Here is a 23646-nt window from a genome sequence, read left to right as displayed (position 1 = left end):
TCCCGTGGAAAAACGAAGCCTTGGCCGCACCGGCCTCTCCATCGCGCCGATCGTCTTCGGTGGCAACGTGTTCGGCTGGACAGCGGATGAAAAGACTTCGTTTGCCCTGCTCGATGCATTTTTCGACGTCGGGTTCAACGCCATCGACACCGCGGATGTCTATTCCGCCTGGGTGGACGGGCATGTGGGCGGCGAATCCGAGGCGATCATCGGCAAATGGCTTAAGCAATCGAGCGTGAAGCGCGAGGATGCCGTTATCGTCACCAAGGTCGGTTTCGACAATCGCGGCCAGAAGACCGGCCTCAGCGCCAAGTGGATCGCGGAAGCTGTCGAAGCCTCGCTGAAGCGGCTGCAAACCGACTATATCGACCTTTATCTCGCCCATAAACCCGATCCTGAAGTGCCGCTGGAAGAGACGCTTGCCGCCTTCGCAAAACTGAAGGAACAGGGAAAAATCCGCGCCATCGGCTGCTCCAACTATTCCGCGAGCCAACTTCAGGAGGCGCTGGACGTGGCCACGAAGAATAATCTTCCGCGTTATGATGTGCTGCAGCCCGAATATAACCTCTATAACCGCGCGGATTTTGAAGGTCCTATTGCTGACCTTTGCGTCAAGGAAGAGATCGGCGTCATCAATTATTACAGCCTCGCCGCTGGTTTCCTGACCGGGAAATATCGCGCCAAGGCCGATACGGAAGGCGTCGCCCGCAGCTATCGCGTCGGCGACTATGTCAACACACGGGGTCTTGCCGTTTTGGGCGCCATGGATGCTGTGGCAGTACAGACCGGGGCCAAGCTCGCGGATATCGCGCTGGCCTGGCTGTTGCGGAAAAAAGCGGTGACGGCGCCAATCGCGAGCGCCACAAGCCTGTCGCAGCTTGAAAGCTTCAAACGCGCCGTCGATCTGAAGCTGACGGATGAGATGATGACCCTTCTCGACAAGGCAGGCGCATAAGATGGAACTCACAATTCGCGACACAAAGCCCGCTGACCGGGCGGAATGGCTGCGCCTCTGGAACGATTACCTTGCCTTTTACAAGGTCGATCTTGCCGAGGATGTGACGGAACACACTTGGGCGCGTATCCTCGATCCCACATCCCGCGTTTCCATGCGCGTGGCCATGCTCGGTGAGCGAATGGCCGGTTTCGCCATCCACCATTTCCATGATTCCACCTGGGTGAAGACACCGGACTGCTATCTGGAAGATCTGTTTGTCGATGGCACGATCCGCGGGAAGGGAACGGGCCGGGCGCTGATGGACGACCTGATCACTATTTGCAAGGATAGGGGCTGGTCGCGGCTTTACTGGAACACCGACGAAGGCAATCACCGCGCCCAGAAGCTTTACGACAACTACGTGAAGAGCGACGGGCATATCCGCTATCGCATCACGTTCTGATCAACCGCGGAAGCGGAAGAAATCCACGAAGGCCCTCAGCGCCGGGCGCATCTGCCGGCGCGAGGGATAATAAATATAAAAGCCGTCGAAGGGTGCGCACCAGTCTTCCAGCACGCGGATGAGCCGGCCTTCCGCGATATCTTCCTCAACGCGCTGCTCGAAAACAAAGGCGAGCCCTGCGCCGTCGATTGCCGCCCGACGAATGAGGCTCTGGTCCGACAGGATCAGCGGCCCTTGAACATCAACCACCAGTGGCTTGCCGTTTTTCTCCAGTTCCCAGCGATAGATCAGGCCACTGGAGAAGCGCCGGCGAATACAGCGATGGCGGATGAGATCTCTTGGCTCGCGCGGCGGTGCATTTTCCGCGAAATAGGCGGGAGCGCCGACGATCGCCCCGCGCCATGCGCCGCTCGCCTTCACCGCAATCATATCCGCATCGAGATGTTCTCCGAGACGCAGACCGGCATCGAAACCCTTCGCGACAATGTCTTCGAAGCGATCATCCGTTGAGATTTCGAGGGAAATATCGGGATAAAGTCGGAGGAATTCACCCAGCCGTGGCACGATGAGATCCTCGGCGGCCAGTCTCGGCAAGGTGATGCGCAGGGGGCCAGCGGGTCTTCCACCATGCTCGGCAAGGGTCTCGATAACCGCATCAATGTCGGCAAGCGCTGGACCCAGTGTCTCTAGGAGCTGCCTGCCCTCCTCTGTCGGTGAAACGCTGCGGGTGGTACGATGCAGCAGGCGTAGGCCCAGGCTTGCCTCAAGAGATGATACCGCATGGCTGACGGCGGAAGGCGCAATGGCCAGCTCGGCGGCGGCCTTGCGGAAGCTGCGGCCTTCGGCGACGGCGGCGAGAACTGCCAGCTGGGAGAGTTGCACACGGTTCATTGTTCTAAATGATAGAACAACCCAAGCGGATTTGCAGCGATTATTTTTACCGCCATGAGACGCTATTTTCTGATCACGCCCTGATGACGGGCGGTTCCTTATGGAAGGACGAACAGATGAAAAAAAGAACCCTCGGAAACAACCTTTCCGTTTCGGCGCTTGGCCTGGGCTGCATGGGAATGACCCATGCCTATAGCCCGACCGGCGATGAAAACAGCGCAATAGCGACGCTGCACCGCGCCGTGGAACTTGGTGTCACCTTTTTTGATACGGCAGAGGTTTATGGGCCTTACAATAACGAAATTCTCGTCGGCAAAGGTTTGAAGCCCTATCGCGATAAGGTGGTCATCGCCACCAAGTTCGGTTTCAGGATCGACCCCAGCAAACCCGCAGGCCAGATGATGGTGGGCACCGACAGCCGGCCGGAAAACGTGCGCGCCGTCGCAGAAGCTTCGCTCAAACGCCTCGGTGTCGATGTCATCGACCTGTTCTACCAGCACCGCGTCGATCCCAATGTCCCGATCGAGGATACGCTAGGCGCCATGGCCGAGTTGGTCCAACAGGGCAAGGTGAAATATCTCGGCCTGTCGGAAGCGAGCGCTGAAACTCTTCGCAAAGCGCACGCTGTTCATCCGATTGCGGCCATTCAGAGCGAATATTCGCTGTGGACCCGTGACGTGGAGGAAAACGGCGTGCTGGAAACCTGCCGCGAACTCGGCATCGGTTTTGTCCCCTTCAGCCCGCTCGGTCGCGGCGCTTTGACGGGCGCGCTGAAGTCACTCGACGGCCTTGCCGCCGATGATTTCCGCCGCGGCCTGCCGCGCTTCCAAAGCGAGAACTTCGACGCCAATCTGGCGCTCATCAAGCTTCTGGAGGACATGGCTGCCGAGAAGGGCGTCACCGCCGGGCAACTGGCACTCGCCTGGGTTCTGGCGCAGGGCGACTTCATCGTTCCAATCCCTGGCACCACGAAGATTGCCAACCTGGAAAAGAACGTGGCTGCAACGGATGTTTCGCTGACGGCGGACGAAGTCGCCAGCCTCGGTGCGTTGCTCTCGCCGGCAAAGGTTGCAGGGGAACGATATCCCGAACGCATGTCGCAGATGGCCAACCGCTAAAAAGAAAAGCCGCGGCAACTGCCGCGGCTTTTTTCATTCTATCATCCGCTCTCAGGCTTTCAGGCGCGTAGAACGCCGCCCGTCGATTTCTCGACATTGCCAACGATCTTGGCCGTCAAGGCTTCGAAATCCTCGTCGGTCAGCGTCTTGTCGACTGGCTGGATCTGGACCTCGATGGCCACCGACTTGCGGTTTTCGCCGAGCGATGCGCCTTCGAAGATGTCGAATACGTTGACGCCGGTGATCAGCTTTCGGTCAGCGCTCGTTGCGGCCTTGATGATGGCTCCTGCTTCCACCGACTTGTCGACCACGAAAGCGAAGTCGCGCTTGACCGCCTGGAACGGCGAAAGCTCGAGTGCAGGCTTGGTGCGGGTCGCTTTCTTCTTCGGCTCTGGCATGGCGTCGAGATAAATCTCGAAACCGCAATAGGTGCCAGAAACATCCAGCTCGGACAGCGTCTTGGGATGGAACTCACCGAAATAACCGAGCACGACCTTCGGACCCATCTTGATGGTGCCGGAACGGCCGGGGTGATACCAGGCGGGAGCGCCTGCTTCGATCTGCACATTGGCCATGGGCAGGCCGCAGGCTTCCAGCACCGAGAGAGCATCGGCCTTGGCATCATAGACATCCACCGGCTTGCCGCCACCCTTGGCCGCGTTGGACCACATGCGGCCGCTGCCAGCGAGCGAGGCCGTGCCACGGCGGATACCGCCGGCAACGCGACGCTGCTTCTCAGGCGTATCGCCCTCATAGGTGCCGGAAACCTCGAAGATCGCCACGTCGCCATGGCCCTTGTCGGCATTGCGCTGGGCGGCGGTGAGAAGGCCCGGCAGCAGCGAGGGCCGCATATCCGACATGTCGGCCGCGATGGGATTGGCCAGTTTCAGCGCGGGCGAACCGCCGCTAAAAAGCTTCGCCTGCGCTTCCGGGATGAAGGACCATGTGACGGCCTCCAGCATGCCACGGCTTGCCAAGGCACGGCGCGCAGTACGGGTGCGGATCTGCAGCGTGGTCAGGATACGGCCGTTGACGGCACCGAAGTTTTCCAGCGGTTCCGGCTTGATATTGTCAACGCCGTGGATGCGCATGACTTCTTCGACCAGATCAGCCTTGCCGTCGACGTCAGGACGCCAGGACGGGACGGTAACGGATACGCGCTCGCCCGTTCCTTCGACGCCAAAACCGAGGCCTTTGAGAATGGCGAGGCTTTCTTCCGACGAAACTTCGAGACCGGTCAGGCGCTTCACTTCCGACAGCGGAAAATCCACGACCTTGGGCTGATGCCCCTTGTAACCGACGATCTTGGCTTCGCCAGCGATGCCGCCGCAAAGTTCCAGAACCAGTTCGGTGGTGCGTTCGAGACCCGGAACCATATATTCCGGATCGACGCCGCGCTCGAACCGATAACGCGCATCGGTGATGATGCCGAGCGAACGGCCGGTCTTGGCAATGTTGATCGGATCCCAGAGAGCGGATTCGATCAGCACGTCGATGGTGTTTTCGTCGCAGCCGGAATGTTCACCGCCCATGACGCCGCCGATGGACTCGAGGCCCTTTTCGTCGGCGATGACGACATTGTTCGGGCCGAGCTTGTATTCGCGCTGATCGAGCGCGAGGATCGTCTCGCCGTCTTTTGCGCGACGCACGGTGAGATCACCCTTGACCTTGGCGGCGTCGAAGACGTGCATCGGCCGGCCCTGATCGAAGGTCATGTAGTTGGTGATGTCAACAAGCGCGTTGATGGGACGCAGGCCAATCGCCATCAGGCGCTGCTGCATCCATTTCGGACTCGGGCCGTTCTTGACGCCGCGCACGATACGCAGGGAAAAGCCGGGGCAGAGGGCCGCATCGTCCAGTTCCAGCTTCACGTCGACGGGCGTTGCGCCTTCCACCTTGAAGGAGGGCGCAGCCTTCGTCTTCAGCTTGCCGAGGCCGGAAGCGGCGAGATCGCGGGCAATGCCGTAGATCGACGTGCAATCCGGACGGTTGGGTGTCAGGTTGATCTCGATGACCGGATCGTCGAGACCGGCATAGGTGGCGAAAGACGTGCCGACAGGCGCATCTTCCGGCAGATCGATGATGCCGTCGTGATCGTCGGAAATGTTAAGCTCCTTTTCGGAGCACATCATGCCGTGGCTTTCGACGCCGCGTATCTTGCCAACGGCAAGCGTAACATCGATGCCCGGAACGTAAACGCCGGGACGCGCCAGCGCGCCGACGAGGCCGGCGCGCGCATTCGGCGCGCCGCAGACGATCTGCACCGGCTTGCCGTCACCCGCATCCACCATCAGCACCTTGAGACGGTCCGCCTCCGGATGTTTTTCGGCGGAGACGACCTTAGCGATGACGAAAGGCTTGTAGGCCGCCTTGTCATCGACATCCTCGACTTCAAGACCGATCGCCGTCAGCCGTTCGCAAATCTCGTCCAGAGTCGCATCCGTTTCGAGATGCTCTTTCAGCCAGGAAAGAGTGAATTTCATGTCGTTGCTCCTTGGCTAACCGGATTAAACGCTCAGACCGCCGAACAGCGTCGGCATGTCGAGCGGGCGGAAGCCGTAATGGTTCATCCAGCGGACATCGGCGTTGAAGAAATCGCGCAGGTCCGGCATGCCGTATTTCAGCATGGCGATGCGGTCGAGGCCCATGCCCCAGGCAAAGCCCTGATATTCATCCGGATCCAGTCCGCCGGCGCGCAGCACATTGGGGTGCACCATGCCGCAGCCGAGGATTTCCATCCAGTCCTTGCCTTCGCCGAACTTGACGATGGGGCCGGAACGGTCGCACTGGATGTCCACCTCGAAGCTCGGTTCCGTGAAGGGGAAGAAAGACGGGCGGAAGCGCATGACGACGCTATCGACCTCGAAGAAGGTCTTGCAGAACTCTTCCAGCACCCAGCGCAGATTGCCGACATGCGCCTTCTTGTCGATGACAAGACCCTCAACCTGATGGAACATCGGCGAATGGGTGGCATCGGAATCCTGACGATAGGTCTTGCCAGGAATGACGATGCGGATCGGCGGCTTCTGGCTTTCCATGGTGCGGATCTGCACCGGCGAGGTGTGGGTGCGCAGCACCTTGCGCTCGCCTTTTTCGTCCGGCTGGAAGAAGAAGGTGTCGTGCATCTCGCGTGCCGGATGGCCTTCAGGGAAATTCAGTGCCGTGAAGTTGTAATAGTCGGTCTCGATGTCAGGACCTTCGGCGATCGAGAAACCCATATCCGCGAAGATGGCGGTGATTTCATCGACGATCTGGCTGATCGGATGGATACGGCCACGTTCGGTAGGCGACTGGCGCACCGGCAGGCTGACATCCACCGTTTCCGCCTTCAGCCGGGCGGCGATGGCCGCATCCTTCAGCGCGTTCTTGCGCTCGCCGATAAGGTCGGTGATTTCGGTCTTCAGCTGGTTGATGGCAGCGCCACGGGTCTGGCGCTCCTCCGGCGTCATGCTGCCAAGCGTCTTCAGAAGCTCCGAAACCGAGCCCTTCTTGCCGAGCGCGGAGACGCGCACGGCCTCGATGGCCGGCTCATCGGCAGCGGCGGCGATCTCCGACATCAGTTGCGATTTCAAGGTATCAAGTTCAGTCATCTTTTCCTGCCTTGCCGGACTTTTTAACAGCGGCGTCGGTGTTCACAGCATTCATCAGATAGTCGGTCGCCATGATAAAGCGTCGCAGATCACTACCCATCCGCACGCGCCCGATCAACCGGGCAAGCGGTAAAAATCGCCCGAGAATGCCGGTCAGGCGGCTTAATTCTTCGACTGCCCGGGGCGGGGTGTTTTCAAGCCAGCGTGAAAAGGCTGCGTCGCGGGTTTTAGGGGCATCACAGGCACGGGTCGCGACCTGCAGAAACAGCAGCCAGATATCGCGGGCCTGCGCCGTTTCAAGCGGCATGACCTCCTGCGGGCGCTCCTCGAAATCCATGAAACCGACACGGCCGTCCTTTAAAAAGAAATCACGCACATGCGGGCGGCCGTGGCAGAGGCCCGCAGCATGCAGCTCGCCGAGCGCTTCCGCGGATTTCACAAGCAAGGCATCATGCTCCACCGGATCGGACGACTTCAGCGCATCCATCCGCTCCATGAGCGTCGGTCCGACATCTCCCAGCACCACCGCCGTGCGTGAAGAATAGATCAGCGGCGGAACCGGGAAGCCGCGTTGCTGGAACTGCTGCAATGTTTCCAGTTCTCGCTGCATGAGGCCCGCACCGTCAAGCGGTTCGGAAGGACGAAGAAAGGTGTAGGGCAGAAGTTTCGACAGCAGCTTCTGCATTTTCATCCACCAGGTCACCCGTTCCGTGCCCTGCCGTTTGATCCATACCGTCAGCTGCGAAAGCTCGACCTTCTGAATGCGCCGGTCACTTTTCAGGAGGACGCGCATCACGGTTGCGATGTCATCGTCGTCAAGATGAACGCGAAAACCTTCCGTTTCCACAACCTCACTTTTATTGACCAGCATTTTCGTCCACCAAAGGTTTCGCTCCAAACGGCGTGAATACTCCAACTCTTCTAAATTTCTAAATTAAAAAACACCGATGGAAATGTATCAGCAGCTCAAAACGAAAAACCCGCGCCGGTTTCCCGACGCGGGTTTAAAATGACAACAGATTGTCCGCGCCGTAATTACTTTACAGCGGTTTCAAACTCGTTGGTCGTACCGGCATCCTTGAGGTACTCAAGCGCCTTCTTCGCGGCTTCAACGAGCGCGCCGAATGCTGCCGGCTCATGGATAGCCATGTCGGACAGAACCTTGCGGTCGACTTCGATGCCAGCCTTGTTCAGGCCGTCGATGAAGCGGCCGTAGGTCAGGCCGGATTCGCGAACAGCAGCGTTGATACGCTGGATCCACAGAGCGCGGAAGTTGCGCTTGTTGACCTTGCGGTCGCGGTAAGCGTACTGCTTGGAACGATCCACGGCAGCCTTTGCTGCGCGGATGGTGTTCTTGCGGCGGCCGTAGAAGCCCTTGGCTGCCTTGAGTGTCTTGGTGTGCTTGGCGCGGGAAGTTACGCCACGTTTTACGCGTGCCATGTCATGATCTCCTTAAAGTGTCCAAAAGTGCGGAAAAGTCTCAGAGACCGTTCGGCAGGTAGTTCTTGACGACTTTCTTGCCGTCAGCTTCGGCGAGAACCATGGTTCCACGCGCGTCGCGAATGAACTTGTTGGTACGCTTGATCATGCCGTGGCGCTTACCGGCGGCGGCTGCAACAACCTTACCGGTGGCGGTGATCTTGAACCGCTTTTTTGCAGCGGACTTCGTCTTCATCTTGGGCATTTTGCTACTCCGTTTTTTGTATCGAAACAGGCAGACGAGGCCTATTTCAAGCTATTCAGGAACGGCCTCGGCATGCCCTGCCGGACCGTTCGGACGCGCGCTTATAACCGCAGTCGGCTAAAAGCGCAACGGGGAATGAAAATTTCCCCTTGCGGCGGTGATTTACGCAGCTTTCAGAACTGGCGCAAATTATCTCGGGGCGAGAACCATCATCATCTGACGGCCTTCCAGCTTCGGCTCGGCTTCCACCTTGGCAATTGCCTGGGTATCTTCCTTAACCTGAAGGAGAAGCTTCATGCCGAGTTCCTGGTGGGCCATTTCACGGCCACGGAACTTCAGGGTCACCTTCACCTTGTCACCCTCGTCAAAGAACCGGTTCATCGCCTTCATCTTCACGTCATAGTCATGCGTGTCGATGTTTGGGCGCATCTTGATTTCTTTGACTTCGACGATCTTCTGTTTCTTGCGCGCTTCAGCGGCCTTTTTCTGGGTCGAGTACTTAAGCTTGCCGAGATCGAGGATCTTGCATACCGGCGGTTCAGCGTTAGGCGAAATCTCGACGAGATCGAGACCGGCCTCTTCCGCCATTTTCAAAGCCTGATCCGTCGGCATGCTACCGAGGTTCTGGCCCTCTTCATCAATAAGCTGAACTCTGGGAACCCGAATTTCCCGGTTGGAGCGCGGGCCCTCCTTAACGGGGGCATCGGCTTTGAAAGGTCTGCGAATGGTCGTATTCTCCTGATCTGTTTCTGGATCACGTCAGCAAAAAACAGCTTGTTTGGTACAAGCGGCGGAAATGTCGTTATTGCCGTGGCGAAGTCAATAGCATATCTGCCCGAAAAGATCACCTGTTGCCACGGTTTTTGCAAATACGCCGCCGATATTGCACGAAAATCAGGAGAACTGCATATACATGACCGAACAAGCTGCTGAATTCCTGCATATAGGAATGGGCGAGGATGCCCGCAACATCGCCTTCCTCCATCGCCCAGCAACATCTCAGCCGGATGCACCCACGCTCGTCTGGCTCGGCGGCTATCGCTCCGACATGACGGGAACCAAAGCGGTTGAACTCGATCGCTTCGCAGCGGAAAACGGCCTTGCCTGCCTGCGGCTCGATTATTCCGGCCACGGCGCTTCCGGCGGCGATTTCAACAAAGGCACGATCTCGCGATGGCTCGAAGAGGCACTTGCAGTAGTGCGCGCCAAGGCATCGTCGCGCGTCGTTCTCGTCGGCTCGTCGATGGGCGGGTGGATTGCGTTGCGCATGATCGAGGAGTTGCGCAAGTCGGGTGGCGCGCCCTCGGTCGCCGGTCTGGTTCTCATCGCGCCTGCGCCCGATTTCACGCAGGAACTGATAGAGCCCAGCCTTTCGGACGCGGAAAAGACCTCTCTCGCAGAGCGGGGTTATTTCGAGGAACATTCGGACTATAGCCCCGAGCCCAACATCTTCACCCGCGCGCTGATGGAAGACGGAAAGCAGAACCGTGTGCTCACGGGCATCATCACCACCGGCTGCCCGGTTCATGTTCTGCAGGGCATGCGCGATCCCGATGTTCCCTATCAGCATGCGCTAAAGCTCATCGAACATCTTCCGTCCGACGATGTCGTGCTGACGTTGATCCGCGACGGCGACCACCGGCTTTCCCGGCCGCAGGATATCGAGCGGATGCTCGCGGCCGTCAAAGCCCTTGCAATATAGGCATTTGCGCAACGCTCTTAACCATATTCAACGAGTCTTGCGCGCCATCGATTGCTAATGATTGACTCCTACCCCCCATCCCTCTTAACTTTTCGTTAAGAATTTAAGGGACGGGTTTCATGATGAACGCACCGCTGGCGCGTGCTCTGCTGTTTGCAGTTGCTGCCGGGCTAATGACTGCTGCCTCCGCCATGGCGGAAATCAAGGGAAGCCCTTCCATGGTAACGGGCGGGATCACGTCCCAGCCAATCGGCCATTACGAGTTCTGTCAGAAATACGCCGACGAGTGCAACATCCGCAGCAAGGTGACACCGCCGCCGCGCGTCACCGACTATGGCTGGGGCGTCATTCGCGAGATCAATACTTCCGTTAACACCACCATCGTGGCGATGACCGACCAGGAAATCTACGGCAAGGACGAGGTCTGGGAATATCCGACGACCGCCGGCGACTGCGAAGATTTCGTGCTGCTGAAGCGCAAGAAGCTGATCGAGCGCGGGTTTTCCGTGGCCGATCTGCTGATCACCGTCGTCCGCAAGCCTGACGGAGAAGGCCATGCCGTGCTGACGCTTCGCACCACGGATGGAGATTATATTCTCGACAACCTCACCGACGACGTGAAGCTGTGGACCGACACCAACTACACCTATCTGAAGCGGCAGGCGTCCTTCAATACGGGCCGCTGGATTTCCATCGAAGATGGTCGCGACGTTCTGGTCGGCGCGTTGCGCTGACACTCAAATTCCAAGTCTGATAGAATTCTGATTGAGCCCGCCATCGCGGGCTCTTTCTTTTTTTTCACGCGTTGCCGATGATAATGCCGGCCGCCAGCACCAGCGAGCCACCCAGCACCACCTGAAACACCGCCCGCAGGAACGGCGTTTCCATGAAGCGGTTCTGAATGAAGGCAATGGCCCAGAGTTCCACAAAAACGACGATGGCGGCAATCGCCGTGGCCGTCCAGAAATGCGGGATGAGATAGGGCAGCGCGTGGCCGAGACCGCCAACGGCCGTCATGATGCCCGACGCCAGGCCGCGCTTCAACGGTGATCCACGGCCGGAAAGCTTGCCGTCGTCATGAGCGGCCTCCGTAAAGCCCATGGAGATACCCGCACCGACCGAGGCGGAAAGACCGATCAGGAAGGTCTGCCACGTATCCTGTGTGGCAAAGGCCGCCGCGAAGATCGGCGCCAGCGTCGAGACGGAGCCGTCCATAAGGCCGGCAAGGCCCGGCTGCACATAGGTCAGAAGGAACTGCCGCTTGGCGGTTTCCTCCTCTTCCGTGCGGCCGCCCTCATCAAGATGTTTTTCCTCCAGCATTTGGGCGATGTCTTCATGACCCCGTTCCGCCTCGGCCAGATCACCCAGGAGCTTGCGGGTGGATGCATCGGTGGTGCGCTTGACGGCCTCATCGTAAAAGCGGATCGCCTGCGCTTCCATCAATTCGGCCTGGGCGCGGATTTTCTCGAGCGACAGGTTCTTCACCAGCCAGTCCGGCGTGCGTTCGTAAAAACCGCGCACATGTTCGCGACGGATCAGCGGAATGGTTTCGCCGAAACGACGGCGATGCATGTCGATCAGGACATTCCGATGCTGCTGCTCGACCTCGGCCATATCCTCGAAAACTTTGGCCGATTGTGGATATTGCGCGCGAAGGTGATCGGCATAGGAGCGGTATATACGGGAATCGTCCTCTTCGGACGAAATGGCGAGTGCCAGGATTTCCTGTTCGCCGAGTGAGGAAAAAGGGCGTTTGGACAGGGAAAAAAGACTGCGAAACATGGTTCAAACCTTTTTTAGAATAATTCTAAATACATCCGCCTCGTGTCGAGATCAAGTCGTTTTAGAATAATTCTAACAAGGCAATAGGTCGCATTGCAGCCAGCGGCGCTGCGCGGTAAATTTGCCAAAAAGGAAAGACGATGCAGTATCAAATTGCAGGGCGAGCCGTCCACAATGCGGAAATTCAGGACAGAGCGGAAAAGGCCATGGCTGAGATCGGCGTCGACGCCGCTTTCATCGATCTGCTGGTGGAGACCTTTTACGGCCGTGTTCTTGAACACCAGACGCTTGGCCCTGTTTTCGATGCACGGCTTGCCGGGCGCTGGCCGGAACATATGGCCAGGATGAAACAGTTCTGGACGGCTATCGCCTTCAAGAATGGTAGCTATGGTGGCAAACCCGTGCAGGCGCATCTGGGGGTGCAAGGCATGTCGGCGGAGCTTTTTCCTCAATGGCTCGCACTTTTTTCAGTGACGCTCGATGACATCGCACCGAGCAGGAAGGCGCATGACTGGTTCATGGAAACGGCGGAACGCATCGCCAGAAGCCTGACGCTTTCGCTGTTTTATAATCCTGCAATGGATGACCCGGCGGTAAAACGCAGTAGGTCTTAAGGCAAAGAAAGAGCCACGCGAGTTTCAATATTCCCTCTTGATGGCCGCAGGGATAAATGTTTAGTAGCCAGCGGGAGGCGTACCGTGCGGTTCGCCTGTATTTGCAGAGATAGCAGGGCTTATCGACATGGATCGCAGATCATTTATCCGCAAGGCGGGCGCCGTCGGCGCCGGTGTTACCGCAACCGCTCTGGCCGCTCCGGCCATCGCGCAGGAAAACCCCAAGATTACCTGGCGCATGACGTCGTCCTTCACGAAGGGCCTCGACATTCTTTTCGGCGCAGGCCAGATCGTTGCCGACCATGTCAAGGAAGCCTCCGGCGGCAATTTCGTCATCCAGCATTTTGCCGGCGGCGAAATCGTGCCGGCGTTGCAGGCGGCGGATGCGGTGACGGCTGGCACCGTTGAAATGGCGCATACCTGCTCGTATTATTATGTCGGCAAGGACCCGACCTTCGCCCTTGGAACCTCCGTCCCCTTCGGTCTCAATGCACGCCAGACAAATGCCTGGTTCAACCAGGCCGGTGGCAACGAGCTGCTCAATGAATTCCTTGCCCAGCACAATATCTACTCGATCCTGCTCGGCAATACCGGCGCCCAGATGGGCGGCTGGTTCCGTAAGGAAATCAACACCATCGATGACCTCAAGGGCCTGAAGATGCGCATTGCCGGCCTGACCGGCCAGGTGATGCAGAAGGTTGGCGTGACACCGCAGCAGATTGCCGGCGGCGATGTTTATGCCGCGCTGGAAAAGGGCACGATCGACGCCACAGAATTCGTCGGCCCCTATGACGACCAGAAGCTCGGTTTCTACAAGGTCGCGAAATATTACTACTACCCGGCATGGTGGGAAGGCGGCCCGGCCGTGCATGCTTTCGTGAACCTGCAGAAGTTCAATGATCTGCCTGAGAACTACAAGCGCATTCTGAAAGACGCCTGCGCCGCCGGCAGCGCCAGCATGCTGGAGCGCTACGATGCCCGCAACCCGAAGGCGCTAAAGGAACTCGTGGCACAGGGCGCCATCCTGCGCCCCTTCAGCCAGGAAATTCTCGACGTCTGCCACAAGGCAGCGCAGGATACCTATGCGGAGATTTCGGCCAAGAACGAGAGCTTCAAGAAGATCTATGAAAGCCAGCAGGCCTTCAAGAAGGACGCCTATCTCTGGGCCCAGATCGCCGAATATACCTATGATACCTACATGATGATCCAGCAGCGCAACGGCACGCTCTGATCCTCATTTCAATATCCTCAAACGGCCATCCGGCATCTGCCAGGTGGCCGTTTTTGTGTTCGATACCAGCTTCCACACCTCGCGTTCACGCCAGTCCACCGGGCTCATGCCGGTAACACGGCGAAATTCCCGATTGAAATTAGACTTGGTCTGAAAGCCGGCGGACAACATGATGGCCGTCACCGATTGCTCCGTCTCCTCCAGCAGCCGGCAGGCTTCGCGGATGCGGAGCTGATTGACATATTGCGAGACATTGACGCCGAGGGAGCGGTTGATCGCACCCGAGATTTGCCGACTTGGCAGGCCGAGGCGTCTCGCAAGCCGGGACAGGTTGAGGTTCTCGTCGCGATAAAGCGCCTGCACCTCCATCAGCCGGTCGACCCTTGCGACGATGTCCCTGTCCTGTTCGGATGGTTCTGCCGGAGACGATAAGTCCGAAATCGGCTCCGCCGCCGTTTGCGGCGCTTTGCTTTTACCGGCGAGAGCCGCCATGAGGCCGATCAACAACAATCCGAAAAGATTGGCATTGCTGACGAGTGCTGCAACATTCTGCCCCTGCGCCCATTCGAAATCAAAAAACACCAGCAGATCGAAAAGTGCAGAAACACAAAGAGCAACGGCGGCGATGATGAGCGCCCGGTGTGCCGAGGCGACGCTGGCGAATTGCGCCTCGTCCAGCCCATCCGGCCCCTTCCTCCCAAGAAGAAGAAGCGCGACGGCGTGGCCGACAAAAATGGTGATCAGCGCGATGTCGATCGCCGCCGGAAATGCAAATTCCAGCACCACGATCAACAGTGGCGACAAGGCCAAACTGGCGAGCATCACCCTGCGGCTCTCCACCCCCGCCCCCATCAATCCGCGAAAGGCAATGTAGATAAGAGGCGGCAGGCAGGCGGCAAGGATCGGCAGGGCATAACGCATTTCGCTGATGCCATAACCCCAACGTAGCCCGACGAGGACAGATTGCACGGCGCAAAGGGCAATGGACGCCAGAAAGGCCCGGTTGGTCCGCACATCGTCTCCGCTTCGCAGGAAGACGATGAACATGACGACCAGCAGAAGCCCCACGACAAAAGGCAGCGGAATGAACAGCACGAACAATATCCCCTAAGCGAGACCCTATTTTGCCCAGTCATGGACCAGATCGCGTTTCGGTACGACCTCAAACGCGATCAAGGACGCAAAAAACCGGTGACGGCGCAGATTGCATCTCGTTCTTTTCACCGCACGGGGTTTTCATGCGCACCTTTACGACCATCACGACCTTCCTGTTTTCCGCTCTCGCCATCCAGCCGCTTTTCGCGGGCGAGGCCGTTGGCGTCAGCGACATCGCCATCCATTCGCCGGACCGCGGCAAGGATCTTGCCGTGACGATCTGGTATCCATCCGACGGCAAGGGTACACAGGTGCTTTCCGGAGAGGATCGGATTTTTCAGGGCACACCCGCCTTCAAGGACGCTGCGGTGCAGCCGGGCCGCCTTCCGTTGGTGCTTTTATCTCACGGCTCGGGTTCACGAGTGAGCGGCATGGCCTGGATCGCCGAAAAACTTGCGAGTGAGGGTTTCATCGTCGCCGGCACCAACCATCCCGGCACCACCAGCGGCGATTCCACACCGGCCGATACGCCGAAAATCTGGGAGCGTACCAGCGATCTTTCCGCGATCGTCACGGCGCTCACGACACAAGGCAAATGGTCCGCCTCGATTGATGCGGGGAGAATCGGCGTCCTCGGCTTTTCGCTGGGCGGTAGCGCGGCAATGGAGATATCCGGCGCCCGCGCCGATCTCGAAGCCTATGCGCGTTATTGTGAAAAGGAGGCAGCGATGATGGATTGCCAATGGTTTGACGGTGGCCAGGCCTATGTCAATAACGAGCCGGTCAGCGTGCCGAAGCTCGATCTCAGAACCCTCGACAAGGCCCGTTTCGAACAGCAGAACCGCGACCCCCGTATCCGTTCCGCCGTACTGGTCGATCCCGGCCTCGCACTCGCCTTCCAACCTGAGAGCTTGAGAAAGATCGACATTCCGCTCACCTTCATCAATCTCGGCAGCAAGGGAAAAATTCCGCCGGCGGTGCTGGCGGACAGGCTGGCGGCCGAAGTGCCGGGTGCAACCTATCGGCAGGTCGACGAGGCCGACCATTTCAGCTTCCTGCCCCTCTGCAAGGAAGGCGCCAGCGCATTTCTCAAATCCGTCGGCGAGCGGGATCCGATCTGCGAACCGACCGGGCCGCGGGATCGTTCCGATATTCACGCCGAGCTGGAAAAGATGATCGTTGCCGCCTTCAACCGAACGCTGAAGCCCGGACAGTAAGCCCCAGCAATGTGCTAGCCGATGCGCTTGTAAAACAGGGTCGTGCCGCAATAACGCCCGTCGGGAAACAGGGCGTAATCGGGAATGACGCCAACCCGCTGCCAGCCGAGACGGGGATAGATCGCCTCGGCATCACTGCCGGTGGCCGTATCCAGCACCAGAAGGGTACGGCCACGAGCAGCCGCTTCCTGCTCCGCCTTCTCCATGAGCTTGCGGGCGAGACCAAGTCCCCGCGCCTCGGGATGCACGAGAAGCTTCATCAGATCGCCGCGATGCGGCTGGTTGGGTTTGGAAGCAAGGCCGACCTGCACGGTGCCGACCACCCTGCCATCCACTTCCGCCACCACATGGATCGTGCCGCCCTCGCCCACGTTTTCCGCCACGGAGCGCCAATAGGGTTCTGCATCCCGCGGGGAGAAGGGCAACATGAAGCCGACGGATGCGCCGCCCTTCACACATTCGGCAAGGACATCGCAGAGTTCGGGCAGGGCATCGATGGTCTCCTGCCCGTTTAATACGCGGATGGTGGCCATATGAACTCCTCTGGGAATCAGCGCTGTCTTTGATCCAGCACGACGGCATAACGGGCGGGTTTTTGGGAAGGATTGTGAAAGACATGCCCCTCGCCCACCGGCATGAAAAGGCAGTCTCCGGGATCCATCAGGTGCACGACACCGCCGCTCGTCATTTCCAGAACACCTTCAAAAAGCCAGACATATTGCGTCATTCCCCGGCTTGCCGCGTGCGGCGGAAAACCGACACGCGCGCCTGCCGGAAATTCAACTTCAACGATATCGACATCGGACCCCACCCGTGGTGGGGAAATGGCGCGGCGGACATAACCGGTCTCCGGGTCTTTCCACAGCTGCTGGTCGCGTTTCTTCACCAGCGGGGAAACCGCCTCTTCGTTTTCCGCGAAGAAACCGGAGAGCGACAGGCCGAGTGCTGCGCAGATGCGCGCAAGCAGCGACGCGGTGGGGCTCGCCTCCCCTCGCTCGATGCGCGAAATCATGGCGCGACTGACGCCGGATTCGGAGGCGAGCCGTTCCAGCGTCAGGCCGCTTTCAGCCCGCAACACCTTGATCCGCTCGCCGATGGAGCGTTCTAGAATTCGATCTTCAGTTTCCATCATATGATGATTATTATTCTCATATGATGGAGTCAATATCCACGATAATGGAAATTATGATTGCCTCTTTGCGGCCGGTTCCGCCTGGCAAATGACGGTTCAGGCGCCGACCTGGGCGATCCAGTCGTTCAGATTATAGTAGTTTGTTACTCGGCTAACTTTCCCGTCCTTCAGGTCGAAGAAGGCGCCGGCCGGCAGCACGTATTTCTGACCGTTCGCTTCCGGCAAGCCCTCATCGGTTTTGAGATATTCCCCGTTCACGACGAATTCAGCGGATGCGCGTTTGCCGTCTTCGCTCGCCATGATCACCATGTCCGTGAGGTTTTCCCGGTAGCAGCGGTTCATATGATCCATGAAGGAGGCGAAGGCGGCCTTGCCGGTCTGGCGCTCGCCCTGATTGATGTCATGTACCACCTCATCGTGAAGCAGCGCCAGGAAGGCATCCATGTCCTGGCGGTTGAAGGCATCGTAATAGGCGCGGATGGTCTCGGCAGCGGTCATCGTCTTCTCCGTTCATGCTTGCGCGGGTGTTCCATGACGATATAACCAGTACAACCGAGAGTGAAAATGCCCATGACCGTCGAAATCAAGTCTCTTTCCGGCATTGACGCCGAACCCTATTTCGATGACCTCGCACGCTTGCGGATCGAGGTGTTTCGCGCTTTTCCCTACCTCTATGACGGCTCGCTGGATTATGAGCGCAAATATCTCGCGACCTATGCCGATACTGACGGCGCAGTGTTCGTGCTGGCGCTCGATGACGGGCGCGTTGTCGGTATGTCTACCGGCATGCCGATGATCGCGGAAACCGATGAGGTGAAGACACCCTTCCTCAAGACAGGTTACGACCCTAACCGGATATTTTATTTCGGAGAAAGCGTGCTCCTACACGACTATCGCGGTCACGGGATAGGAGTGCGCTTCTTCGAGGAACGGGAGGCCCATGCAAAACGCCTGGGCTTCGACTGGTGCACCTTCTGCGCTGTCGAGCGGCCCGCTGATCATCCGCGCCGTCCGGCGGATTACGTGCCGCTGAATGAATTCTGGGAAAAGCGGGGTTATCGCCACCATCCCGAATTGCGCACCAGCTTCACATGGCAGGACCTCGACGAGAGCAGTGAAAGCGCAAAACCGCTATCCTTCTGGATGAAGACCATTGCCGGAGATGTAAACGAATGACACGGTTAGCGGCCAGCCAATATGCCATCGAACTGATCGAGACATGGGAGGCCTATGCCGCGCATCTTTCCGCCATCGTCCGCGAGGCCAAGGAAAAGGGCGCGGAACTGCTGCTTCTGCCGGAATATTCGGCGATGGCGCTGACCGGGCAATTGCCACCCGATGCGCGCTCCGATCTGCACCGTTCCATCGAAGAGATACAGCCGCTCATCCCCTCCTGGGTGGAGCTTTGCGAAGAGCTAGCGCGGCAACATCAAATTCTGTTTCAGCCCGGCAGTGCGCCGGTGAAGGACCCGGACGGCAGGTTCCGCAACCGGGCCTGGCTCTTTGGCCCTGATGGCCTGATCGGTTATCAGGACAAGCAGATCATGACCCGCTTCGAGCGGGAGCAATGGAACATTCATGCCGGGGTCGAGGGTTTGAAAGCCTTCGAGACGAGCATCGGCAGACTCGGTATTTTGATCTGTTACGACAATGAGTTTCCAATGCTCGGCCGCAAGCTGGCAGAACTCGGAGTTGAACTGGTGCTCGCGCCCAGCTGCACCGACACTTTGGCCGGCGCTTACCGGGTGCGCATCGGCGCGCAGGCCCGGGCGCTGGAAAATCAATATGCCGTTCTTTCCTCCCCCACCGCGGGCGAGGCTCCATGGTCTCCCGCCGTCGATGAAAATCGCGGGCGGGCCGCCCTTTACGTGCCGTCCGACTATGGGATGCCGGCATCCGGCATCCTCGCGGAAAGCGAAAGCGATGCGGTGACGGAGAGCTTGATGCTGATCGCCGATATCGATCTTGCCACTGTGGCAAGGTTGCGTACCGAGGGACAGGTTGCCACCCGCCGCGACTGGCCAGAGCAATTTGCGGTCTGAAAGCCCATTTTAAAGGGCTTTTAACCAAATTCCCGCTTTGCGGCATGACAAGCCCCTGCTATAGCGCGGAACATGAGCACAAATTCGACCCGCACGCCCCTGGACCATATCCGCAACTTCTCGATCGTTGCCCACATCGATCACGGCAAATCGACGCTGGCCGACCGGTTGATCCAGTCGACGGGCGGCCTTGCCGAGCGCGACATGTCGGAACAGGTTCTCGATTCGATGGATATCGAGCGCGAGCGCGGCATCACCATCAAGGCCCAGACCGTACGCCTGCACTACAAGGCGAATAACGGCGAGACCTATGTGCTAAACCTCATCGACACGCCCGGTCATGTCGACTTTGCCTACGAAGTATCCCGCTCGCTTTCAGCCTGCGAAGGTTCCCTGCTGGTGGTTGACGCATCGCAGGGCGTGGAAGCCCAGACGCTCGCCAACGTTTATCAGGCGATCGACAATAATCACGAGCTGGTCACGGTCTTGAACAAGATCGACCTGCCGGCGGCCGAACCAGAACGCATCAAGGAACAGATCGAGGAAGTGATCGGTATCGACGCCTCCGACGCCGTGATGATCTCGGCCAAGACCGGTCTTGGCATTCCCGATGTTCTGGAAGCCATTGTCAACCGTTTGCCGCCGCCGAAAAGCGATGTCGGCGAAAACGGGCCGCTGAAGGCACTGCTGGTCGACAGCTGGTACGACACCTATTTGGGCGTCATGGTTCTGGTGCGCGTCATCGACGGCGTGCTGACCAAGGGCCAGCAGATCCGCATGATGGGTTCCGGCGCGAAATACGGCGTCGAGCGCGTTGGCGTACTTACCCCGAAGATGGTCAATGTCGATAGCCTCGGCCCCGGCGAGATCGGCTTCATCACCGCCTCGATCAAGGAAGTCGCCGATACCCGCGTTGGCGACACGATCACCGACGACAAGCGCCCGACGGCGCAAGCCCTGCCCGGATTCAAGCCCGCGCAGCCGGTGGTATTCTGTGGTCTCTTCCCGGTCGATGCGGCAGACTTCGAAGACCTGCGCGCGGCTGTCGGCAAACTTCGCCTCAACGACGCTTCCTTCTCCTTCGAAATGGAATCGTCAGCCGCCCTCGGTTTCGGTTTCCGCTGCGGCTTCCTCGGCCTGCTGCATCTCGAAATCATCCAGGAACGCCTTGAGCGCGAGTTCAATCTCGATCTCGTCGCCACCGCCCCTTCGGTTGTCTATGAAATGACGCTGACGGATGGCACGGAAAAGGAACTTCACAACCCGGCAGATATGCCTGACGTGGTGAAGATCAAGGAAATCCGCGAGCCGTGGATCAAGGCGACGATCCTGACGCCGGATGAATATCTCGGCGGCATCCTGAAGCTCTGTCAGGACCGGCGCGGCCTGCAGACGGAGCTGACCTATGTCGGCAACCGCGCGATGATCACCTATGAACTGCCGCTCAACGAAGTGGTGTTCGATTTCTACGACCGCCTGAAATCCATCTCCAAGGGTTACGCCTCGTTCGATTACAACATCATCGACTATCGCGAAGGCGATCTCGTCAAGATGTCGATCCTCGTCAATGGCGATCCTGTCGATGCCCTCTCCATGCTGGTGCACCGCTCTGCGGCCGACCGGCGCGGGCGCGGCATGTGCGAAAAGCTGAAGGAACTCATTCCGCCGCACATGTTCCAGATCCCCATCCAGGCGGCCATCGGCGGCAAGGTCATCGCCCGCGAAACCGTGCGCGCGCTGCGCAAGGACGTGACGGCGAAGTGTTACGGCGGTGACGCAACGCGCAAGCGCAAGCTTCTGGACAAACAGAAGGAAGGCAAAAAGCGCATGCGCCAGTTCGGCAAGGTGGAAATTCCGCAGGAAGCCTTTATCGCCGCTCTGAAGATGAACGACGAATAAGCGGCAATCACTGCATCGCTGTTAAAGGGAGGCCCACAGCCTCCCTTTTGCGTTTGAAGGCCGATCCTCAAGCGTGCAGCTTCGCACCCTTGGTGATCTTGTCGACGATCTTCCTGTCGGCCCTCAGCGCCATGCCGACCACCTTGGCAGTATCGGGAGAAAAATGCGAAAACACCTGGCGGTTGGCGGCATCGTGGCCGGTGGCGAACATTTCCTCGATGTAGAGCGATGTCGTGATGTCACGCTCGAGGGAACGCTGGTGGATTTTCCGCAACGCCTCCTGATCCGTGGCCATGACGACGATTGGCTGAATGGACAGGGGATTGTAGACGTTGCCTGCGCCATCGCGGTATGGTTCCCCGATAATCTCTCCGGTCTGGGCGACAATGCCGGACATGAGAAATGCGGTGACGTTCAGTTTTTGCCATACGGCAAGGTCATCACGAAGAATGACGGCGATCTTGGTATCAAACATGCGAACTCAATCTGGCTGTGGTTACGAAAGAGAAGCGATCCTAGCGCCTCGGGGCAGCAACGATCTTGAACGTTCGTGCAAATTCGAAGGGATCGTGCAGGCTCGCTCCAGCGAAGGCATCGAGCGCATAGACGCGCGCTTTCACGGCAACGCCTATGCGCCGCATCGCCATGATACCTATGCGCTCGGCGTGACGCTTTCCGGCGTACAGACCTTTTCCTATCGCGGCACATCGCATTTCAGCATGCCGGGAAACGTCATCGTTCTGCATCCCGATGAAATTCACGATGGTGGCGCGGGCACGGACGAAGGCCTGCACTATCGCATGCTCTACCTTCCACCGGAGAAAACGACGGAGGCGGGATATAACACGCTGCCCTTTGCCCGAAGTGCCGTCATCGAGGACGAAGAGTTCCGCCAATGCCTGACCGAGGCACTCGGCAATCTCGACGGCGAACCTGACAGTCTGCTTCTCACCGACTGGCAATCGCGGCTTTCGGATCTGCTCTGGAAACATTCGAACGGAAGCGCCAGATCCATCAAGTGGATCGACCGCGCCGCCGTTCTACTGTGCCGCGACTATCTGCTGGAGAACAGCGCCGACACCGTTGTGTCGCAGGAGCTGGAACAGATAAGCGGGCTCGACCGCTTCACACTCTTCCGTCACTTTCGTTGCGTGTTCGGCACCAGCCCGCACCGCTATCTCATCATGCGCCGGCTGCAAAAATGCAAGGACATGATGCGCGCGGGTGCGAGCCTTGCCGAAACGGCGTTTGCCTGCGGTTTCGCGGACCAGGCGCATTTCACCCGGCATTTCAAAAATGCCTTCGGCATGCCCCCGGGCCGTTGGCTGAGCCTCGTCTCACATTAGCGCATTTCCGGGAACAGGATGGACCGGTGAGCCGCAGCGCCCGCCATGGCGCCATCGCCCACCGCAAGGGCGACCGAGCCGGCCGGTCTTGCCACATCGCCACACGCGAAGATGCCGCGGGCGGTGGTCTGTTTCATCGGGTCCGTCACGATGGTCGATCCCATTGGCCCTTCCTCCACCGCGCAGCCGAGTTTTTCGATCCAATCCACAGTGATGCGCAATTTCGGCTGGGTGAAAAGCCCGGCCAGTGCGATGCTGCGGCCATCCGCCAGAACGACATCCGCATGCCCGGCAATCTCCCTGATGCGGGTTGTTTCTACCCGGACGCCGCGCGCTGCCAGCAGCGCATGCTGATCCGCATCCGGCTCGACTATGCCATTGGTAAAAAAGGTCGTCTCGCCCCAGTCGGGAAGCATCAACGCGTGGTGGATAGCCATTGGCGAAGCGGCGATGACGCCGATTTTTCCCTGATCGAGTTCATAGCCATGGCAATAGGGGCAATGAAAGACCGCAGAACCCCAGCGCTCCCTCAGCCCGGCAATCTCAGGAAGTTCATCGGTCACACCCATGGCGAGGATAAGCCGGCCCGCCGTCTCCCGGCGGCCGCCGTCGATCTCAACGATGAACTCACCGAAAGAGCCCTTGGCGTCGGTCACCCTGCCTTCGACCCAATGTATGGTCGGGTAACGTTCGATCTGCCGGCGTGCCTCGGCGATAATCTCGCCCGGCGCCTTGCCATCTTGCCCGAGGAAACCGTGTGAATGGCTGGCGAAACGATTTCTGCGTTCGCCGGCATCCACGAGCAGGATGTTTTTTCTGGCGCGACCAAGCTGCAGGGCGGCGGAAAGGCCGGCATAGCTGCCGCCGATAATGATGACGTCGAATTTCATGATGCACCCATTG

At 58.8% G+C, this 23646-nt stretch carries 26 protein-coding genes; 12 read left to right on the top strand and 14 right to left on the bottom strand.

The features are described from left to right. Positions 1 to 4 precede the first annotated feature (4 nt). Positions 5 to 955 carry an aldo/keto reductase gene (locus tag ATU_RS01260; RefSeq protein WP_010970773.1) on the top strand — a complete coding sequence of 317 codons (951 nt, stop codon included), beginning with the start codon at positions 5 to 7 and terminating at the stop codon, positions 953 to 955. A gap of 1 nt (position 956) precedes the next feature. Then, positions 957 to 1400, top strand: coding sequence for a GNAT family N-acetyltransferase (locus ATU_RS01255; protein WP_010970772.1), 444 nt, complete (start codon positions 957 to 959; stop codon positions 1398 to 1400). Here the strand turns inward: ATU_RS01255 and ATU_RS01250 are convergent, their stop codons facing one another. After that, a complete protein-coding gene (locus ATU_RS01250; RefSeq protein WP_010970771.1) occupies positions 1401 to 2291 on the bottom strand; it encodes a LysR family transcriptional regulator in 891 nt (296 codons plus the stop codon). Positions 2292 to 2407: 116 nt separating this feature from the next. Here ATU_RS01250 and ATU_RS01245 point away from each other — a divergent pair, with 116 nt between their 5' ends. After that, positions 2408 to 3409, top strand: coding sequence for an aldo/keto reductase (locus ATU_RS01245; protein ID WP_010970770.1), 1002 nt, complete (start codon positions 2408 to 2410; stop codon positions 3407 to 3409). A gap of 59 nt (positions 3410 to 3468) precedes the next feature. Here the strand turns inward: ATU_RS01245 and pheT are convergent, their stop codons facing one another. From pheT to infC, 6 genes are all read right to left on the bottom strand, one after another. Continuing rightward, positions 3469 to 5892, bottom strand: coding sequence for a phenylalanine--tRNA ligase subunit beta (gene pheT / locus ATU_RS01240; RefSeq protein WP_010970769.1), 2424 nt, complete (start codon positions 5890 to 5892; stop codon positions 3469 to 3471). Between the two features lie 24 nt (positions 5893 to 5916). Beyond that, the gene (gene pheS, locus ATU_RS01235; protein ID WP_006310105.1) at positions 5917 to 6999 is read right to left on the bottom strand and encodes a phenylalanine--tRNA ligase subunit alpha; all 1083 of its coding nucleotides are present in this window, start codon (positions 6997 to 6999) and stop codon (positions 5917 to 5919) included. Further along, positions 6992 to 7870, bottom strand: a complete 879-nt coding sequence (locus ATU_RS01230; RefSeq protein WP_010970767.1) for a lipopolysaccharide kinase InaA family protein — start codon at positions 7868 to 7870, stop codon at positions 6992 to 6994. Before ATU_RS01230 ends, pheS begins: the two co-directional genes overlap by 8 nt. Positions 7871 to 8034: 164 nt before the next feature. Continuing rightward, positions 8035 to 8439, bottom strand: a complete 405-nt coding sequence (gene rplT, locus ATU_RS01225; protein ID WP_010970766.1) for a 50S ribosomal protein L20 — start codon at positions 8437 to 8439, stop codon at positions 8035 to 8037. Positions 8440 to 8479: 40 nt separating this feature from the next. Next, the gene (gene rpmI, locus ATU_RS01220) at positions 8480 to 8683 is read right to left on the bottom strand and encodes a 50S ribosomal protein L35 (RefSeq protein ID WP_003493355.1); all 204 of its coding nucleotides are present in this window, start codon (positions 8681 to 8683) and stop codon (positions 8480 to 8482) included. A gap of 189 nt (positions 8684 to 8872) precedes the next feature. Beyond that, a complete protein-coding gene (gene infC / locus ATU_RS01215; protein WP_080728780.1) occupies positions 8873 to 9409 on the bottom strand; it encodes a translation initiation factor IF-3 in 537 nt (178 codons plus the stop codon). A gap of 187 nt (positions 9410 to 9596) precedes the next feature. Here infC and ATU_RS01210 point away from each other — a divergent pair, with 187 nt between their 5' ends. Together ATU_RS01210 and ATU_RS01205 are read left to right on the top strand one after the other, a co-directional pair. Continuing rightward, positions 9597 to 10385 (top strand): alpha/beta hydrolase, encoded by a 789-nt coding sequence (locus ATU_RS01210; RefSeq protein WP_010970765.1) that lies wholly within the window; start codon positions 9597 to 9599, stop codon positions 10383 to 10385. Between the two features lie 119 nt (positions 10386 to 10504). Beyond that, positions 10505 to 11119 carry a transglutaminase-like cysteine peptidase gene (locus ATU_RS01205; protein WP_006310099.1) on the top strand — a complete coding sequence of 205 codons (615 nt, stop codon included), beginning with the start codon at positions 10505 to 10507 and terminating at the stop codon, positions 11117 to 11119. A 64-nt stretch (positions 11120 to 11183) separates the two neighbouring features. Here the strand turns inward: ATU_RS01205 and mbfA are convergent, their stop codons facing one another. Beyond that, on the bottom strand, positions 11184 to 12167 hold the full coding sequence (gene mbfA, locus ATU_RS01200) for an iron exporter MbfA (protein ID WP_006310098.1): 984 nt from the start codon (positions 12165 to 12167) through the stop codon (positions 11184 to 11186). Positions 12168 to 12307: 140 nt separating this feature from the next. Between mbfA and ATU_RS01195 the strand changes: the two genes are divergently transcribed. Next, positions 12308 to 12781 carry a group III truncated hemoglobin gene (locus tag ATU_RS01195; RefSeq protein WP_035256104.1) on the top strand — a complete coding sequence of 158 codons (474 nt, stop codon included), beginning with the start codon at positions 12308 to 12310 and terminating at the stop codon, positions 12779 to 12781. 127 nt (positions 12782 to 12908) lie between these two features. After that, the gene (locus ATU_RS01190; protein ID WP_010970762.1) at positions 12909 to 14012 is read left to right on the top strand and encodes a TRAP transporter substrate-binding protein; all 1104 of its coding nucleotides are present in this window, start codon (positions 12909 to 12911) and stop codon (positions 14010 to 14012) included. Between the two features lie 3 nt (positions 14013 to 14015). On the opposite strand, the gene ATU_RS01185 is transcribed toward ATU_RS01190, so the two are convergent. Further along, entirely contained in the window at positions 14016 to 15107 is a 1092-nt protein-coding gene (locus ATU_RS01185; protein ID WP_035256670.1) for a helix-turn-helix domain-containing protein, read from the bottom strand. Between the two features lie 143 nt (positions 15108 to 15250). Here ATU_RS01185 and ATU_RS01180 point away from each other — a divergent pair, with 143 nt between their 5' ends. Then, positions 15251 to 16324 (top strand): alpha/beta hydrolase family protein, encoded by a 1074-nt coding sequence (locus ATU_RS01180; protein WP_010970760.1) that lies wholly within the window; start codon positions 15251 to 15253, stop codon positions 16322 to 16324. A 14-nt stretch (positions 16325 to 16338) separates the two neighbouring features. Here the strand turns inward: ATU_RS01180 and ATU_RS01175 are convergent, their stop codons facing one another. The 3 genes from ATU_RS01175 to ATU_RS01165 all read right to left on the bottom strand — a co-directional run bounded on the left by ATU_RS01175 (position 16339) and on the right by ATU_RS01165 (position 17954). After that, positions 16339 to 16857, bottom strand: a complete 519-nt coding sequence (locus tag ATU_RS01175; RefSeq protein WP_010970759.1) for a GNAT family N-acetyltransferase — start codon at positions 16855 to 16857, stop codon at positions 16339 to 16341. Between the two features lie 17 nt (positions 16858 to 16874). Then, positions 16875 to 17456 carry a helix-turn-helix domain-containing protein gene (locus ATU_RS01170; protein ID WP_010970758.1) on the bottom strand — a complete coding sequence of 194 codons (582 nt, stop codon included), beginning with the start codon at positions 17454 to 17456 and terminating at the stop codon, positions 16875 to 16877. Positions 17457 to 17552: 96 nt separating this feature from the next. Beyond that, a complete protein-coding gene (locus ATU_RS01165; RefSeq protein WP_010972626.1) occupies positions 17553 to 17954 on the bottom strand; it encodes a ketosteroid isomerase-related protein in 402 nt (133 codons plus the stop codon). 72 nt (positions 17955 to 18026) lie between these two features. On the opposite strand from ATU_RS01165, the gene ATU_RS01160 reads away from it, so the two are divergent. The 3 genes from ATU_RS01160 (at position 18027) to lepA (ending at position 21397) form a co-directional block, all read left to right on the top strand. After that, a complete protein-coding gene (locus tag ATU_RS01160; protein WP_035256100.1) occupies positions 18027 to 18632 on the top strand; it encodes a GNAT family N-acetyltransferase in 606 nt (201 codons plus the stop codon). Beyond that, positions 18629 to 19498 (top strand): carbon-nitrogen hydrolase family protein, encoded by an 870-nt coding sequence (locus ATU_RS01155; protein ID WP_010970756.1) that lies wholly within the window; start codon positions 18629 to 18631, stop codon positions 19496 to 19498. The genes ATU_RS01160 and ATU_RS01155 overlap by 4 nt, the downstream gene beginning before the upstream one ends. Positions 19499 to 19570: 72 nt before the next feature. After that, positions 19571 to 21397 (top strand): translation elongation factor 4, encoded by a 1827-nt coding sequence (gene lepA, locus ATU_RS01150; protein WP_010970755.1) that lies wholly within the window; start codon positions 19571 to 19573, stop codon positions 21395 to 21397. A 67-nt stretch (positions 21398 to 21464) separates the two neighbouring features. Here the strand turns inward: lepA and ATU_RS01145 are convergent, their stop codons facing one another. Continuing rightward, the gene (locus ATU_RS01145) at positions 21465 to 21872 is read right to left on the bottom strand and encodes a DUF2000 family protein (protein ID WP_010970754.1); all 408 of its coding nucleotides are present in this window, start codon (positions 21870 to 21872) and stop codon (positions 21465 to 21467) included. A gap of 94 nt (positions 21873 to 21966) precedes the next feature. Between ATU_RS01145 and ATU_RS01140 the strand changes: the two genes are divergently transcribed. Then, positions 21967 to 22743, top strand: a complete 777-nt coding sequence (locus ATU_RS01140) for an AraC family transcriptional regulator (RefSeq protein ID WP_035256096.1) — start codon at positions 21967 to 21969, stop codon at positions 22741 to 22743. On the opposite strand, the gene ATU_RS01135 is transcribed toward ATU_RS01140, so the two are convergent. Beyond that, positions 22740 to 23633: an NAD(P)/FAD-dependent oxidoreductase gene (locus ATU_RS01135; protein ID WP_010970752.1), complete on the bottom strand. Its 894-nt coding sequence runs from the start codon at positions 23631 to 23633 to the stop codon at positions 22740 to 22742. The two genes, ATU_RS01140 and ATU_RS01135, sit on opposite strands and share 4 nt — an antisense overlap. Between the last annotated feature and the right edge of the window lie 13 nt (positions 23634 to 23646).

Source organism: Agrobacterium fabrum str. C58 (genome assembly GCF_000092025.1).
Lineage (GTDB): Bacteria > Pseudomonadota > Alphaproteobacteria > Rhizobiales > Rhizobiaceae > Agrobacterium > Agrobacterium fabrum.
This window is presented reverse-complemented; position numbering and strand designations above follow the sequence as displayed.

Bases quoted from the DNA above. Each gene is read 5' to 3' on its own strand.
- ATU_RS01205 (WP_006310099.1), top strand. From the start codon at position 10,505: ATGATGAACGCACCGCTGGCGCGTGCTCTGCTGTTTGCAGTTGCTGCC.
- ATU_RS01255 (WP_010970772.1), top strand. From the start codon at position 957: ATGGAACTCACAATTCGCGACACAAAGCCCGCTGACCGGGCGGAATGG.
- ATU_RS01175 (WP_010970759.1), bottom strand. From the start codon at position 16,857: ATGGCCACCATCCGCGTATTAAACGGGCAGGAGACCATCGATGCCCTG.
- ATU_RS01170 (WP_010970758.1), bottom strand. From the start codon at position 17,456: ATGATGGAAACTGAAGATCGAATTCTAGAACGCTCCATCGGCGAGCGG.
- pheT (WP_010970769.1), bottom strand. From the start codon at position 5,892: ATGAAATTCACTCTTTCCTGGCTGAAAGAGCATCTCGAAACGGATGCG.
- ATU_RS01195 (WP_035256104.1), top strand. From the start codon at position 12,308: ATGCAGTATCAAATTGCAGGGCGAGCCGTCCACAATGCGGAAATTCAG.
- lepA (WP_010970755.1), top strand. From the start codon at position 19,571: ATGAGCACAAATTCGACCCGCACGCCCCTGGACCATATCCGCAACTTC.
- pheS (WP_006310105.1), bottom strand. From the start codon at position 6,999: ATGACTGAACTTGATACCTTGAAATCGCAACTGATGTCGGAGATCGCC.
- ATU_RS01210 (WP_010970765.1), top strand. From the start codon at position 9,597: ATGACCGAACAAGCTGCTGAATTCCTGCATATAGGAATGGGCGAGGAT.
- ATU_RS01160 (WP_035256100.1), top strand. From the start codon at position 18,027: ATGACCGTCGAAATCAAGTCTCTTTCCGGCATTGACGCCGAACCCTAT.
- mbfA (WP_006310098.1), bottom strand. From the start codon at position 12,167: ATGTTTCGCAGTCTTTTTTCCCTGTCCAAACGCCCTTTTTCCTCACTC.
- ATU_RS01230 (WP_010970767.1), bottom strand. From the start codon at position 7,870: ATGCTGGTCAATAAAAGTGAGGTTGTGGAAACGGAAGGTTTTCGCGTT.
- ATU_RS01180 (WP_010970760.1), top strand. From the start codon at position 15,251: ATGCGCACCTTTACGACCATCACGACCTTCCTGTTTTCCGCTCTCGCC.
- ATU_RS01250 (WP_010970771.1), bottom strand. From the start codon at position 2,291: ATGAACCGTGTGCAACTCTCCCAGCTGGCAGTTCTCGCCGCCGTCGCC.
- ATU_RS01165 (WP_010972626.1), bottom strand. From the start codon at position 17,954: ATGACCGCTGCCGAGACCATCCGCGCCTATTACGATGCCTTCAACCGC.
- rpmI (WP_003493355.1), bottom strand. From the start codon at position 8,683: ATGCCCAAGATGAAGACGAAGTCCGCTGCAAAAAAGCGGTTCAAGATC.
- ATU_RS01245 (WP_010970770.1), top strand. From the start codon at position 2,408: ATGAAAAAAAGAACCCTCGGAAACAACCTTTCCGTTTCGGCGCTTGGC.
- rplT (WP_010970766.1), bottom strand. From the start codon at position 8,439: ATGGCACGCGTAAAACGTGGCGTAACTTCCCGCGCCAAGCACACCAAG.
- ATU_RS01135 (WP_010970752.1), bottom strand. From the start codon at position 23,633: ATGAAATTCGACGTCATCATTATCGGCGGCAGCTATGCCGGCCTTTCC.
- ATU_RS01155 (WP_010970756.1), top strand. From the start codon at position 18,629: ATGACACGGTTAGCGGCCAGCCAATATGCCATCGAACTGATCGAGACA.
- ATU_RS01190 (WP_010970762.1), top strand. From the start codon at position 12,909: ATGGATCGCAGATCATTTATCCGCAAGGCGGGCGCCGTCGGCGCCGGT.
- ATU_RS01145 (WP_010970754.1), bottom strand. From the start codon at position 21,872: ATGTTTGATACCAAGATCGCCGTCATTCTTCGTGATGACCTTGCCGTA.